Source organism: Bartonella sp. CL434QHHD (assembly GCF_042195145.1).
Taxonomy (GTDB): Bacteria; Pseudomonadota; Alphaproteobacteria; order Rhizobiales; family Rhizobiaceae; genus Bartonella.
Genome location: NZ_JBHINT010000015.1, coordinates 68,556 through 82,621 on the forward strand (window position 1 = coordinate 68,556; position 14,066 = coordinate 82,621).

At 36.0% G+C, this 14,066-nt stretch carries 14 protein-coding genes; 7 read left to right on the top strand and 7 right to left on the bottom strand.

The features are described 5' to 3' along the window. Positions 1-2 precede the first annotated feature (2 nt). Both ACFILN_RS03065 and ACFILN_RS03070 read right to left on the bottom strand, forming a co-directional pair. Positions 3-182, bottom strand: coding sequence for a hypothetical protein (locus tag ACFILN_RS03065; RefSeq protein ID WP_273790706.1), 180 nt, complete (start codon positions 180-182; stop codon positions 3-5). Positions 183-277: 95 nt separating this feature from the next. Next, positions 278-472 carry a hypothetical protein gene (locus tag ACFILN_RS03070; protein WP_375631215.1) on the bottom strand — a complete coding sequence of 65 codons (195 nt, stop codon included), beginning with the start codon at positions 470-472 and terminating at the stop codon, positions 278-280. Positions 473-582: 110 nt separating this feature from the next. On the opposite strand from ACFILN_RS03070, the gene ACFILN_RS03075 reads away from it, so the two are divergent. From ACFILN_RS03075 to ACFILN_RS03085, 3 genes are all read left to right on the top strand, one after another. Then, positions 583-1,245, top strand: a complete 663-nt coding sequence (locus ACFILN_RS03075) for a lysozyme (protein ID WP_375670830.1) — start codon at positions 583-585, stop codon at positions 1,243-1,245. After that, entirely contained in the window at positions 1,242-1,469 is a 228-nt protein-coding gene (locus ACFILN_RS03080) for a hypothetical protein (protein ID WP_375670831.1), read from the top strand. Before ACFILN_RS03075 ends, ACFILN_RS03080 begins: the two co-directional genes overlap by 4 nt. A 131-nt stretch (positions 1,470-1,600) precedes the next feature. After that, on the top strand, positions 1,601-1,804 hold the full coding sequence (locus tag ACFILN_RS03085; protein WP_375663181.1) for a hypothetical protein: 204 nt from the start codon (positions 1,601-1,603) through the stop codon (positions 1,802-1,804). A 125-nt stretch (positions 1,805-1,929) separates the two neighbouring features. Here ACFILN_RS03085 and ACFILN_RS03090 read toward each other — a convergent pair whose 3' ends face one another. The 5 genes from ACFILN_RS03090 to ACFILN_RS03110 all read right to left on the bottom strand — a co-directional run bounded on the left by ACFILN_RS03090 (position 1,930) and on the right by ACFILN_RS03110 (position 7,781). After that, entirely contained in the window at positions 1,930-2,259 is a 330-nt protein-coding gene (locus ACFILN_RS03090; RefSeq protein ID WP_375670833.1) for a hypothetical protein, read from the bottom strand. Positions 2,260-2,438: 179 nt separating this feature from the next. Continuing rightward, on the bottom strand, positions 2,439-2,660 hold the full coding sequence (locus ACFILN_RS03095; protein ID WP_375631243.1) for a hypothetical protein: 222 nt from the start codon (positions 2,658-2,660) through the stop codon (positions 2,439-2,441). A 969-nt stretch (positions 2,661-3,629) separates the two neighbouring features. Continuing rightward, on the bottom strand, positions 3,630-4,574 hold the full coding sequence (locus ACFILN_RS03100; protein ID WP_375670835.1) for an outer membrane protein: 945 nt from the start codon (positions 4,572-4,574) through the stop codon (positions 3,630-3,632). A 565-nt stretch (positions 4,575-5,139) separates the two neighbouring features. Then, positions 5,140-5,412, bottom strand: coding sequence for a hypothetical protein (locus ACFILN_RS03105; protein WP_273790700.1), 273 nt, complete (start codon positions 5,410-5,412; stop codon positions 5,140-5,142). Further along, the gene (locus ACFILN_RS03110) at positions 5,406-7,781 is read right to left on the bottom strand and encodes a mechanosensitive ion channel domain-containing protein (protein WP_375670838.1); all 2,376 of its coding nucleotides are present in this window, start codon (positions 7,779-7,781) and stop codon (positions 5,406-5,408) included. Before ACFILN_RS03110 ends, ACFILN_RS03105 begins: the two co-directional genes overlap by 7 nt. A 180-nt stretch (positions 7,782-7,961) precedes the next feature. On the opposite strand from ACFILN_RS03110, the gene ACFILN_RS03115 reads away from it, so the two are divergent. The 4 genes from ACFILN_RS03115 to ACFILN_RS03130 all read left to right on the top strand — a co-directional run bounded on the left by ACFILN_RS03115 (position 7,962) and on the right by ACFILN_RS03130 (position 13,813). Beyond that, the gene (locus ACFILN_RS03115) at positions 7,962-8,387 is read left to right on the top strand and encodes a hypothetical protein (RefSeq protein ID WP_375670840.1); all 426 of its coding nucleotides are present in this window, start codon (positions 7,962-7,964) and stop codon (positions 8,385-8,387) included. Positions 8,388-8,479: 92 nt separating this feature from the next. Then, positions 8,480-10,993: a protein translocase subunit SecD gene (gene secD, locus ACFILN_RS03120; protein ID WP_375631221.1), complete on the top strand. Its 2,514-nt coding sequence runs from the start codon at positions 8,480-8,482 to the stop codon at positions 10,991-10,993. A 99-nt stretch (positions 10,994-11,092) separates the two neighbouring features. After that, entirely contained in the window at positions 11,093-12,844 is a 1,752-nt protein-coding gene (gene ybaL / locus ACFILN_RS03125; protein WP_375631222.1) for a YbaL family putative K(+) efflux transporter, read from the top strand. A gap of 15 nt (positions 12,845-12,859) precedes the next feature. Beyond that, positions 12,860-13,813 (top strand): YbhN family protein, encoded by a 954-nt coding sequence (locus tag ACFILN_RS03130; protein ID WP_273790695.1) that lies wholly within the window; start codon positions 12,860-12,862, stop codon positions 13,811-13,813. Positions 13,814-14,066: the final 253 nt, after the last annotated feature.

Here is a 14,066-nt window from a genome sequence, read left to right on the forward strand (position 1 = left end):
TCTTATTGTGCTTGATTCATTTGCGAGCATTGCTTTTTTTTCAAAGAAAACAAAGCGATTTTGGCTTGTTTATAAGACATATCTGTGAAATTTTTTACTCCTATGAAGGCATCCTCTAATAAAATCTTAAAATCTTTAGGTGTATTAAAATATTCACTTGCATCAAATTTAGTAATTTCCATGTTTTATTTTCTTTACTAATTGAAGAGCTTTTTCGATATCCTTTTGTTGTATAGATTTATCACCAACATTCAGTAATAAGATAATCTCTTTATCTTTATTTGAAAAAATAAACACGATAGCCTGGTTCGTGATTTAGTTTTAATTCTCCAATTTCACGAAAATATTTCATATCACCTAAAAGACCATATTCAAGGCGAAAAATACGTGCAGCAACCTTCTTTTGCGCTTGTTTGTCTTTTAATGAATCTAACCACTTTATAAAATATAGTGTTTTTTTGACAACAAACATCTGTGTTTATATGCTACATAGATTTTAACAAGCTATCTTTCCGAATGAGAAAGATGTCAATTTTTTAATCCAGCTCTGCTTTTTGCGGAGCTTTTTTTATGGAGAATCACATGCAAAAAATATCACCAGAAGGACTAGCACTTATTAAACAATGGGAAGGTTTGCGTTTGAACGCCTATAAAAATGCCATTGGGGTGTGGACAATAGGTTATGGACATACAAACAGTGCTGGAAAACCTTTTGTTCACAAAAGCATGACAATCCCTGAAAAGCAAGCAGAAGAACTTCTTTGCCAAGACTTAAGACAATTTGATAATGCTGTTGAACGCGCGGTTACAGTTTCATTAACTGATGAACAATTCGTGGCGTTAGTGTCCTTTTGCTATAATGTAGGAACAGGAGCCTTTTGTAACTCGACACTGTTAAAAAAGCTCAATCAAGGTGAATATGAAGCTGTCCCTGCAGAGCTACAGAAATGGACCAAAGCAGGCGGTAAGCGTCTTGAAGGTCTAGCACACCGGCGTGCGGCAGAAACAGGCTTATGGGCGAAAGGGGCTTTTGTTTCCTCCAATTATCAAACAGTAGAAACGCAAGCACCAACGGGGCTTTTCAAAGCAGAAGCACTTGCACCGATTATTGGTTCTTTTTCTGGGCTTGGTGGTTTGTTAGCTGGAAATGGACCAATCCAATGGGCTTTGGCAACCATTATGGTTTTAGCCGCATGTGTTGGTATTTTCTTTGTTGCTAAACGCTTTCAGGAGCATCGTCTATGATCTTATGGATGAAAAGAAACTTGATGGTAACAGGTGCGGCTTTAGCCGCTTTTTTTATTGCCTTGGCAAGAGCTTTTACTCTTGGGAAAAAAGCAGAGCAACAAAAGCAAACAGAAAAAGCTTTAAAAGCAGCCACAACCCGTCTTGAGGTAGAAAATGAAATTAATCAAAAAAGTGATGCTGATGTGCGTGCTGCTCTCTCTGACTGGTTGCACGACAAATAAATATGCTTCTTCTTGTGTTGGTTGGTTGCCAATTTATTTAAGCCAGCAAGATCTGAACGCCATCAGTTCAAACTTAGCAAGAGAGATCTTAAAGCACAATAATCTAGGTGAACGCGTGTGTGGGTGGAAACATGGCTAGAAAAAAAACACAAGACGATACAGAACTTACAGAAGCAGAAAAAGAAATACTTCAAGAAATCATCATGAACTACAAAAGTGTAAAAGTGATGTCGCGTTATACAAAATGGATTGTATTCATCCTCTTTTTGCTTATCCTTGATTTTGCTCGTCTTATGGATGTGATAGACAATGTCTGTGCACATTTAAAACAGTGACTAACCAAAAACTGAAAGCTTTACCCTTCCCCGCTTTTAAAACAAGGAATGAGAGATTATATCGTAATCTATCCGCTAATCGCTTAAGTGTTTCTTAGACACCTGACTCGATAATAGACATATTATCAAGCCTCTCCTGATATAAAAGACGCCCATTGTTCTAAGAGGACACGGCGCTGTTCTAAAAAATCCGTCAGCATGTAAGCCTTTGTCACTGACTTCTCAACTGAATACGCAAGAACAGATTCTGCAATTTCAAATGGTGTTGACGTTGTCTCTGCTATCCAGTCCCGCAGAATCGATCTGAAACCATGAAGTCTATAATCAAAACCTTTGTCTTTCATGAAGTTAGAAAGTGCTACATCCGATATAGGCTTTCCAGAACTCTCAGCAAATAAAAAAACATTTTTTTGCTTTTTCAATAACAGCAAGCGCTTCAGCTGTAAGCGGCACATGAAAGTCAGAAACCTTTCCAACAATTCTCTTCATATTTTCTTTTGGGATAATCCATATTGATCTATAAATCTCTTCTGACCGAATATGCCTGATTGGAATAGAACGCCCTCCCCCCGTCAAAATAAGAAGTGTTAAGGCTAGATTTGATACAAGCTCATCATTTTAAGATTGAAAAAACTTAGGCATTTTTTCCATGGCATTGCTGGATATTTTTGGTATTTTGAATAAACTTTTCTAATAAAGCTTTTGCTTTTAATTGCATATCCACATCTATACCAAGTGCCGCCGCATGTTTTATAGCTATATTCAAGTGGGATAGAGTTTTACTTGCTGTTTCGTTTTTTGTCTTCCAAATGGGAGAAATGCATCCTTTTATATCAATTTGCGTCAGTTCAGTAATTGGCGTATCATCAAATTTAGGAAAAACATGTTACTCAAGAGATATTAGCCACCTTGCTGCTTTTCCTTCATTTTTCAATTCGTTTTTTTGCTTAAAACGCACTGGAGGCAATTTCTCGTAAAGAAATACCTCCCCTGCCCGACGCAAATTTTCTTTTTGTTTTCGGCAAATTGGGTCAATTCCTTGATCCAAAAGATCACAACAAGCTGAAGTTTTGAACCATGCTTCTTTTAAAGGTATCTTGCTACAAGAGCCTAATCCCATTTCTCGTCGTCTTTTATTGAGGTAAAATCTAAAAAACTATCATCCTTGATCTGGTGTAGTTTTGATAAGCCATAAACCAGCTTTGTCAGCATATTTGCCTTTAGATAGATACAGATAAGACAGACAGTCTATCACGTGTTCTTGTTCTTCGAACCACCTTTTAAAAACCATCTTTTGAATCGCACTTAGAGCACTTTCATCTGGTACAAAGATTATATATAAAAGGCAATTTAATAAATAAATAAAAACAATTAGTTATTAAATAGAACAAAGATAAACCGCGCTATCAGATGATATTGTAGAGAGTTCTAAGGGAAGAAAAAATTGGTGCACAAACGTGCACGCCGCCCGCATCGCTCCATGTGAATTTTCTTTATTTTCTCATTACTTAGATAGTAAAAACTCTCTTTAAATTTACTGTTTGTAACTCTATAACGATATTATAAAATGATAACTGTAATAATATGAAAGACGAATTAATCCTTCTTTGCTAACAAATATTTCAACCACACCTCGTGAACTAAAAATTTTTCATTCTTAACAATTAAGAATCTGAGTAACTCTTCCTTACCTCCTCATTCTCACTCAAAGTCAAAGCTCCCTTTTTTCACCATAAAATAGTATTTGCAATGCATAAAATTAAAAAATAAAGGCCCTATCAAAGAAATAGGACCTCTTAAATTTAAGCTCCTTTATCCTACAAAACTAGAATTTGTAAGCTATTCCTGCGCGAAAATCATTCGTCTTATACTTAACTTCAATCTCGTCTTTAAATTTCTTTTTACCAAAATCTGAGTAACGGTATTCCGCACGCACAACAAAATGGTCTGTCATTGCAAAATCAACACCACCACCGAGAGTATAACCCATCATCGTTTTTGTTACATCCGATGTCCTATTAAATGGCTCACTTCCCGTAATTACTGTCGACAAAATATCTTGAAACTGTCCATAAGAAACACCACCAGCAATATAAGGCATCACACGCCCTGCAGAAAACCCAACACGCACCCGTGTAGCACCTGTCCATTTTTGTTTTAACGTATGATTAAAAGTTAAACTGTCTTTCTCTTCTTTAGCCTCTGTAGCAGAACGAGAAAAGCCTCTACCCTGTCTCCTGACAAGTTTTGCCCTTTTTTGACTTTTTTTTTCTGTACTTGCATCAGTATCACTACCCGATTCTTTAGTACCCAATCCTTCAGTGTCCTTTCCATCAGTATCAGTCCCACCAGCACTCGATTCATCAGCCTGAAATTTTGTTTTTGTATCCTTTTTTTCCGTTAAAACGATATCCGTATCAATCCCCATAATAAAATTATTACCGAGATCAAAATTAACACCCGCATAAAAACCACCTATAAATCCAGAAAGATCGGGCAGATACTGTTTCTCGATGGGGATCCATGGTTTACTTTTACTCTCCTCAGTATGATGGAGAGGAATATCAACATGAGGCGTTATTGCAGAAATTTTACTTGAAAAGCCCCCAACTTGCCCCCCAAAATAAAAACCTGCCCAAGAAAAAGGTGAAGAAGCAACAACTTCTGAGGCAACATGTACTGGCTCTTCGTGAGCTACCACATCTGCAGCCTGTACTATAGAAGGTGAAATTAACGAAAAAACAGATGCTGTTATAAATTTTGTATTCATAAAATTATACCCCATTGCTAAATTTAAATATAATCAAAAATCACATTTAGAAAAACAAAGTTTTATAAAATCTTATGCCGCAAAATCGCATGTACTCCTTTATAGTTACATTTAAATCTATCACTATACTAATATATCATTACATCAAAATTTAATATTATCAAATAAATTTTAAAATATTATAATAATCAATACTTCAAATAATAAATATTTAATAAAAAAACCTATTATATTTTTAAAAGGAAAAAATATAAAACATTTTGTACCAATAATACTGCAAAAAAATCACAAAATAGTACATTTTATGCATTTTTTATGAGAAAAAATTCTAAAAATGATGTAATAATTTTTAGAAAATTGATATCCATTAAAAATATTATAAATACCTCAATAATCTTACATCAAAAATGCATAACTGTAGATTCTACATAGTATAAAAAATCACACCTATTTTATACTAAAATCATACCTTTTTTCTACCATTTTCTAAAGGATGAGATTATTAATTACGCACAATATCATTATCCTTCTAAATCTTGTCCCCAAACAAAAATTCTCAATTATTTTATTTAAAAATTGCTCTTCCCCTATTGATTTCTATATTATCATCTGCCTTTATTGCAAAACGGTCTTTATTAGGAAAAGTTATAAAACATCCCTTCATACAAATTGTAATTGTTTGATGAGTATTTAAAGAAATTTTTGAAGGTATACTTCCTTCAACAACAATGAGAGATTGTATCTTTAAATCAGTATTCTTCACTGTTGCAGCAAAAGCTGTTATGGTAAAAATACTTAACAGAATAACTGTAATCAAAACATAAGTATATTTCAGCATTCTAAGATTCCTTCCTCAGCAAAACGCTTATATAGGCTAAATCGAAGAGCGTTGGTTATATGAGAAGGTGAAATAATATTAGGCACATAAATAGCTAAATTAAAGGAAAAACTCTTACGATCAAATGCCGTAAAACTCACCTGTGGGATAGGATTTTTTAAAACGCCTTCTGTCGAAGAAGCAATCTCTAACAAAATTTCAACAACATGCTCTGGAGTAACCTTAGATGATACAATAACTGGTATATCAATTCGTCCTACTTTATTGCGTCGTGTCCAATTACTAACATTATTATTAATAAGGCTTGAATTGGGAATAATAATCGTCTTACGCTGAATAGTCTCAAGTTCCGTTGCACGCACACTAATACGCTTAACAATACCAGCTACTGATCCAGATTCTATATAGTCTCCTATTTTAAATGGTCTTCCAACTAAAATAATAAGTCCAGAGACAAAGTTTTGGACAATATTCTGTAAACCAAAACCTATACCCAGTGAAAGTCCTCCAGCAATAAGAGCGAAATTTCTAAGATCCAAACCTGCCATTGATAATCCCGTCAAAGCAGATACAACAATGCCTCCATAACTTATCACTGTTTTGATAGAATTACGTATACCAGAATCGAACTCTCCATGAACCAACACCACACTATCTAACCAACCAATAAATCGGCGAATAAGAAACCAGCAAACACAAAAAGAAATCATTCCTGTTACAAGAGAAATCAAAGAAAGAGTAATATTTCCAATCTGAAAACCGGTCACCGATTGCCACAAAACTGCTTTTAAATCAGAATAGGAAAATCCAAACTGTACAGCAATTGGTATTGCACAAAATATAACAACAAATAAATTGAGAAAAACGCTCACAAAAACTCCCAATTGATTCATCGTTTTTTCTTCTAAATGAAACCTCTGCATCAAAAGGTGACCAACCGTTGTTTTCATAAATTGGTCTTTAGTTCCAAGTGCTTGAGCGCTTTGTATTCCTAAATACATGAGAACTAAAAATGCTCCATCAATCATAATTTGCTGCATAATAAAACGCGCAAGACCAACATAACCTAAAAAATTCAATACAAAGAGCAGTAATCCCAAGCCAATAAGAGGAATGCGTATGTAAAATGGACAAAAGTATGGCTCTTTTTTTTCTCCTTGAAAAGGCCTACGTCTAAACCGCAAAGGTACAAATGATATTATAAACAGCAATATTGCTACAAGAAAAACAGCAATAAAACTTTTAGCAATTGTCAAAGATAGAGGCGCTGAAATGATTTCATAAATACTATCAAGAACAGCGTCAAATGCCAAAACACCCCCTAAAGAAGTGAGTAAAATCACTAATTGATAAGCAGATGATGGTGCAATACTGAGAAGACGCACATGGGGCATATTCGATGATAAAAGAACAATCGCTAAGCGATTGATTAAAAATACTAAAATAATTTGACAACCTATCATATCAAAAACTGTTGTAAGCTTACCTAGATCTAAGTTAAAACTACGAAACAAAAACAACACAAGATAAACGCAAAGAATACATACAAGTGAAGGTAAGAGAACTGAAATAAAGGCAATCAATAAGCGTTGTAAATAAGATATTTCCTCATTAGACTTCGTAAAGTGGCAATACACATGAACAAGAACTTTTTGAGAAAAATACGAAAGACCCAAAGTAATAAAAAGTGGAATTAAAAAGCAAAGAAATAGTTGTAAAAACTTGAAATAAAATATAAAATTCCACCAAGAATCTAACAACAAAAGAAAATCTGATGAAGCCTCTTTTGTTTTTTGGGCGAGATTTTTAACCATCGGAATCGAAAACTCAAGCCTATACGTAAGCGTGCGTTTAAAAAGCTCCCGAGATTGAGAAATAGAAAGTTCAGCTATTCTATTTGCTGCTAAGAAAATTGCTTCAAAACGAAGCATGATACTGTTAATTTTAGCTTTTTGCTCTATCAAGTAAGAATATTCCTTCACTGAGCTTTTCAGTTTTTTCACGTCACGATGGAGCTCCGTTAATTGATCAAGAAGTGTATTAATCTCATTAAGAGGAGGACGCAAAACAAATGCTGCCTCAATAGCACGTTCACTGATATCTTGTGCACGTAACCGCAATTCTTCTAAAGCACGCTCATCTTCTGGCTTTCTGTCAAAATCTCTTTTTAAAGTTTCAGTATTTTCTTCAAGAGTCTCAATAATCAACAGTTGTTGTTGAATAATTTCATCAACTGAATAAGAAGCTATCGTTTGTTCGACAATTGTACTTTGTGCCCCCCGATTCCCCCATGCACCAGAATTAAATACAAAGATAATCCCCAAAAGAAGGAAAAGTATGTGGATGTTTTTTCTACAAAATGAATACATATCTACCTTACAAGCACAAAAAGGATTTTATTCCTCTCTTTTAAATATGGTATAAAGCAGCTATTTTCAACTTTTATAGAATAATCTTATAAAAGCTTTCCCTTATCCTATAATACTGATAATAAGATAAAAGAATGATAAATAATATGAACTCAATAAGATTAACGAAGGCACTCTAGCATGTTTTTTTTGCACCTTTATTGCAAAAAAGAAGATTTTCTTCCTTTGACAACCTGGATTTTTCTATCCAGTTTAGGTGTATTCTTGACGAGTACCTTAGGAACGCGTGCTTACTTAATCAAACAATCACACACCAACTTAATCAAACAATCACACACCAACTTAATCAAACAATCACACACCAATAATATCATTAAAACGAATAGATTTGATTTACAAAATAAGTGTGATCAGTTGAATGCTACCACAACTGAAAACAAAAAACTTGTAACACCCCATGCAGAATCTATTTTTATGAGAACCGTTCAAAGAATCCTAACATTGGATTTCTTTTTAATAAAGATTCCAGCTGTTGACACACGATTTCGTAACGTTAAAACGCAATATTTCTCAAATAAACGCGCTCCTCCCAATGAACATACTTAATTCTCTTCCTTGAATTATAAAAACGATCATCTTATTTTACTTGTGCTTTTAACTTTGAATAACTGTTAGATTGCCTATTAGCGGAATATATCATGCGTACACCTGGTTGGTTAACTACCCTTTATTGTTTTATTCTTTTAAGCAGCATTTATGTTGCCTTACCCAATTTATTTTCACAAGAACAAGTTAAAAACTCGAAATTCTTACCCGACACCCGCGTAGCACTTGGTCTTGACCTTCAAGGAGGCTCTTCTCTCCTGCTCGAGGTTGATAGCAAAACGTTAAAACGCGATCAGTTACATATAGTTTTAAGCAATGTGCGCAATGTATTGCGTGAAAAACAAATCCGCACCTCAAGTGTGCGTATCGTTGAAGATAGCGTTATTGCCCTTATTTCTGACCCATCGCAAACTGAAAAAGCACTCTCTGCTTTGAAAACATTAATAACCCCCATACACAGTAGCTTTGGCACAACAGAACATAACATCACGATCAGTGCTCAAAATGAAACTCTCCGCGTCACATTAACGGAAGCTGGTATAAAAGACCGTGTAAGCAATGCTATTGAACAAAGCTTAGAAATCATCCGTCGTCGTATAGATCAAGTTGGTGTTTCAGAACCAGCCATCCAAAAGGTTGGAAATGATCGTATTATGGTCCAATTGCCTGGCCTACAAGATCCAAAACAACTGCGTGATCTTTTAGGAACAACCGCTAAGATGAGTTTTCATCTTGTTCCTTCTAATGTGGATCCCAATAATCCCCCTATAGGTGTTTCTATTCTCCCTGGATACACTGATGCAACACAACATTATGCAATTTATGATCAAATTGCTTTAGATGGAAATGTCCTGAAAGATGCCCGTGCAGGTTTTGACCCCCAAATACCAGGACGTTCCATTATTTCATTTACTCTAGATTCCGCTGGCGCAAAAATATTTGCCGATATAACACGACAAAATATTAACCGTCCTTTTGCCATTGTTCTGGATAATAAGGTTTTAACCGCTCCGACCATCAATAGTGTCATTCCCAATGGACAAGGTCAAATTACAGGAAACTTTGACCCCAAAGAAGCCTCAACTCTGGCTGCTCTGCTTCGTGCTGGTTCCCTCCCCGCACCACTCACGGTCATTGAAGAGAGAACCGTAGGCCCAAATCTTGGTGCTGATGCCATCCAAATGGGACTTTACACCGGCATAATTGGCTTTATTCTTGTTGCAATTTTTATTTTTCTTCTCTACCGTATTTGGGGATTAATTGCCAATATAGCACTAGCTCTGCACACGATTTTAACATTTGCTGCACTGAGTCTTTTGGGAGCTACGCTTACGCTGCCTGGTATTGCTGGTATTATTTTAGGCATCGGTATTGCTGTTGATGCTAATATCCTTATCAATGAACGTATCCGTGAAGAAAGTCGAAAAGGTGTGGGTGCTTTTGCAGCCCTAGATCGTGGATTTAAACACGCTTTTGCAACCATTGTTGATGCAAATGTTACGGCAATTATAGCGACTGTCTTACTATTTTGGTTCGGCACCGGTCCCGTTCGTGGTTTTGCCGTAACAATGTTGCTTGGTATTATCATCTCCATGTTTACAAATATCACCATTGTACGCATCATCATGATTTGGATCGTTCGTAAATGGAAAATTAAAAAGTTGCATATTCACTCTGCTTTCAACATCATGCCACAAAACACAACTTTCCACTTTATGAAAGCACGCTTCATTGGTATTGGCGTCTCAATTGTTTTATCAATGGCTTCAGTTTTTCTCTTTTTTAAGCCTGGATTGAATTTTGGTATTGATTTCATTGGCGGAAGCCAAATGAGTATTACCACGAAAGCACCAGCAGATCTAGCAACTCTGCGTTCCAAGCTTTCTACTCTTAATGTTGGTGAAGTTTCCTTGCAAAATATTGATAACGAAAACACCGTATTAATTCGCATGCAGAAACAAAGCGGTAGCGAAGCACAACAAACCATCGCCATTGATAAGGTTAAAACAGCTGTACAAAATATCTATCCCGATACCACATTCGATCAAATAGAAGTTGTGGGTCCCAAAATTTCAGGCGAGCTTGCCACAGCTGCTTTTACTGCTGTTATTCTTGCGGCTATTGCCATGTCTCTCTATATATGGTTACGCTTCGAGTGGTTCTTTGCAGTTGGAGCAATTATCACTCTCATTCTAGACACCACAAAAATGATTGGCTTTTTTGCTTTATTTCAATTTGATTTTAATTTAACGGCTATCGCTGCGCTCTTAACAATTGTTGGATATTCTATAAATGATAAAGTTGTCGTCTATGATAGGATGCGCGAAAATATGCGTCTTTATAAAAAAATGCCGTTGCGCGAGCTGATTGATCTGTCAATTAATCAGGTTCTTGTACGTTGTTTTTTTACATCAGCTACAACAATTCTTGCGATGCTCCCCATGGCGATATGGGGTGGAAGTGCTGTTCATAATTTTGCATTACCCATGGTCTTTGGGATTATTATTGCAACATCATCCTCTATCTTTATTGCTGCTCCTATTTTACTCCTGCTAGGAAATTGGTGGCGTGAGCGAAATAATCGTGCAAATATCAAAGTGAAATAAAAATGCCCTTTAATGCGTATGGTACATCTCGCCTCTCTTCTCATAGAAATATAGTCGTTTTCATTCATTCGCTTTTTGATCAAGAATAGTAAATAATCCATGCTCCACGACACACCACTTATCACAACTATTGTTGCAGGCTTATGTTTAGCATTTCTCTTGGGAATGATTGCGAGCCGTTTACGTATTTCACCACTTGTAGGCTATTTATTAGCTGGTGTTATTGTGGGACCCAATACAGGCGGATTTAAAATAGATTCCGTCATCATTAATCAACTTGCTGAAATTGGTATTATTTTGCTGATGTTTGGTGTTGGGCTCCACTTTTCATTAAAAGACCTTTTATCTGTCAAAGCTATTGCTGTCCCTGCTGCTATTGCACAAATGGCATTTTCTACTTTTCTAGGCTTGTGCCTTGGTCTGATTATGGGATGGGGCTTCAGTGGTAGTTTGATCTTCGGTCTTGCTTTATCCATAGCAAGTACTGTTATCCTGCTACGTGCTTTGCAAGAGCGTCATCTTATTGAAACAGAAAAAGGACGCATTGCCGTTGGATGGTTGATTATTGAGGATTTAGCAATGGTCCTTATACTTGTCCTCATCCCTTCCTTGGCAAGTGCTCTCAGCAATACCAAAAAAGAAGCGTTGGATCCTCTTGTTCAATGGTTGGATTTAAGTATTTGGGGTATTTTTGGTCTCACCATCCTGAAAGTAATTGTATTTATTGCACTTATGCTCGTCATTGGGCGACGCGTTATCCCATGGCTTTTAAAAATGAGCGCACAATCGGGATCACGTGAATTATTTCGTCTTAGCGTCTTTGCTATTGCATTAGGAGTAGCTTTCGGAGCTGCTCATTTATTTGGTGTTTCCCTTTCTCTCGGTGCTTTTTTTGCTGGTATGGTCATGAGCGAATCAGAATTAAGCCACCGTGCCGCGGAAGAATCTTTACCACTGCGCGATGCTTTTTCTGTTCTCTTTTTTGTTTCTGTAGGCATGTTATTTGACCCCGAGAAACTCTTAACTCATTTTTTCCCTCTCTTAGCAACCTTATTCATTATCGTAATCGGAAAATCTGCTGTTGCCTTTTTCATCGTTAAGGCTTTTCGCTATTCTAATGCAACAGCTTTGACTATTTCTGCAAGCCTTGCCCAAATCGGAGAATTTTCCTTTATCCTTGCTGGTTTAAGTTTAAGCTTAGGACTTTTAAACAATGACGCTCATGATTTAATTCTTGGAGGAGCAATTTTTTCTATTTTGCTTAATCCTCTTGTTTTCATTGCCTGTAATAAAATTAAAAAACGTTTAGAAAAAAATTCTGCATCTTCACAAAATACCCAAACAATTATTGATATTGATCCACAAGATCCTGACCAAGATTTTTTACCGATGACCTTAAAAAATAACCATATCGTAATTATTGGCTATGGTCGTATCGGTAAGTGTGTTGCATTATCTTTAATAAATAGAGGTGAACCTATAGTGATCGTAGAAGAATCAAAACGCCTCTCTGATAAAGCGATTGCAGATGGCTTTGAGGCTATTTGCGGCAATATCATTCAACAAGAAATAATGAACGCAGCAAATATAAATAATGCACATAAAGTTGTTATTACAATGCGAAGTACCATTGAAGTAGGAGAATGTATCGTGAATATCCGTGATATGAAGAAAGATATCCAAATAATCACACATGCATTATCCGACACAGAAACAACATATCTCATTGATTTAGGTGCTGATGTTGTAGTAACAGATGATGAAGAAATTGCCAATGGCATTATAGAGTATATAACAGAACGAAGATCTGTAAGGAATATGCTCAATCATGAAAATTTACAGAAAACATAAAATGGATACAGAATCGTGAAAATAAAGCAATTTATATGGCCATTGATTGGTATCTTAGCAATGCTGGTATCTATTCGAATTCTTTACATGAAGCTCTCTGCCATTTCATTTGGGGATGTATTGGAGCGCTTGAGCAATTTAAATGCACAGCACTGGTTATTAGCCTGTTTATGTTCTCTCCTAGCTTATGCTGCTCTTGCTGGATATGATCGAATTGCCTTGCAACATCTAGGCCATAAAATTTCTTGGATTTTTATCGCTATATGTTCATTTACAACCTATGCTCTTTCACACAATATCGGTGCTTCAGTTTTTTCTGGTGCCGTTGTACGCTATCGCGCCTATAAAATGAAAGGGTTAAACGGAACAGAAATCGCAATATTAGTAGGTTTTTGCTCTTTTACTTTTGTAATCGGTACAATCTTACTTTTGGGAATCGTTTTGGTGCTGCAACCCGAAATTATCACCCTCATTCATAAAGAACTTCCTGAATGGCTAGGAACAGCAGCTGGAGCAATTTTACTCAGCTGTATAGCACTTTATACGTTTGGCAGCTGGCTTCAGTTAAAACCCTTACGCTTGGGTAAGAAAATTCAACTTTCCTATCCACGGCTGAAAATTGTTATTCAACAGCTTCTCATTAGCCCTCTAGAACTTTTAGGAGCAGCAGGAATTATATATGCTGTTCTCCCACACAACGCAGATATTCATTTTATCTCTGTTCTTGGTGTTTTCCTAGCATCTTTTACGATAACTCTTCTCTCTAATGCTCCAGCAGGAGGAGTAGGAGTTCTTGAAGCTCTCTTCATCACAGGCATGCCCAATATAAATCCAACCGATGTTATTGCAGCACTTATTGTCTTTAGAATGTTTTATTTGATTATACCGCTCATCATTTCATTATTTGTGGTCGCCATTTTTGAAGCGCAACAATATTGGAAAAGAGCCCCCAAAACACCACCTGAATAAATAAAAGGTTATCAATTACTTCTTTTTGTGTGCCTATATAAGAACAGGACACCATCGTGTTACCAATTTACATATTTTTTTTAAGAAAACTCTCTCAGTGCTCTTCCCCATTACACAACAATACCCGTGAATGGTATAATAATAAAGTCATTGTTGCAACATCATCTTTATACTTAATAAAAGAGTAAGCCTGCACCATTATACTATTTTCCCAATGTTGTGATAACTTTTGGCGCCTAAGAACGTTAATAAG

Bases quoted from the DNA above. Each gene is read 5' to 3' on its own strand.
- ACFILN_RS03065 (WP_273790706.1), bottom strand. From the start codon at position 182: ATGGAAATTACTAAATTTGATGCAAGTGAATATTTTAATACACCTAAA.
- ACFILN_RS03070 (WP_375631215.1), bottom strand. From the start codon at position 472: ATGTTTGTTGTCAAAAAAACACTATATTTTATAAAGTGGTTAGATTCA.
- ACFILN_RS03075 (WP_375670830.1), top strand. From the start codon at position 583: ATGCAAAAAATATCACCAGAAGGACTAGCACTTATTAAACAATGGGAA.
- ACFILN_RS03080 (WP_375670831.1), top strand. From the start codon at position 1,242: ATGATCTTATGGATGAAAAGAAACTTGATGGTAACAGGTGCGGCTTTA.
- ACFILN_RS03085 (WP_375663181.1), top strand. From the start codon at position 1,601: ATGGCTAGAAAAAAAACACAAGACGATACAGAACTTACAGAAGCAGAA.
- ACFILN_RS03090 (WP_375670833.1), bottom strand. From the start codon at position 2,259: ATGTGCCGCTTACAGCTGAAGCGCTTGCTGTTATTGAAAAAGCAAAAA.
- ACFILN_RS03100 (WP_375670835.1), bottom strand. From the start codon at position 4,574: ATGAATACAAAATTTATAACAGCATCTGTTTTTTCGTTAATTTCACCT.
- ACFILN_RS03105 (WP_273790700.1), bottom strand. From the start codon at position 5,412: ATGCTGAAATATACTTATGTTTTGATTACAGTTATTCTGTTAAGTATT.
- ACFILN_RS03110 (WP_375670838.1), bottom strand. From the start codon at position 7,781: ATGTATTCATTTTGTAGAAAAAACATCCACATACTTTTCCTTCTTTTG.
- ACFILN_RS03115 (WP_375670840.1), top strand. From the start codon at position 7,962: ATGTTTTTTTTGCACCTTTATTGCAAAAAAGAAGATTTTCTTCCTTTG.
- secD (WP_375631221.1), top strand. From the start codon at position 8,480: ATGCGTACACCTGGTTGGTTAACTACCCTTTATTGTTTTATTCTTTTA.
- ybaL (WP_375631222.1), top strand. From the start codon at position 11,093: ATGCTCCACGACACACCACTTATCACAACTATTGTTGCAGGCTTATGT.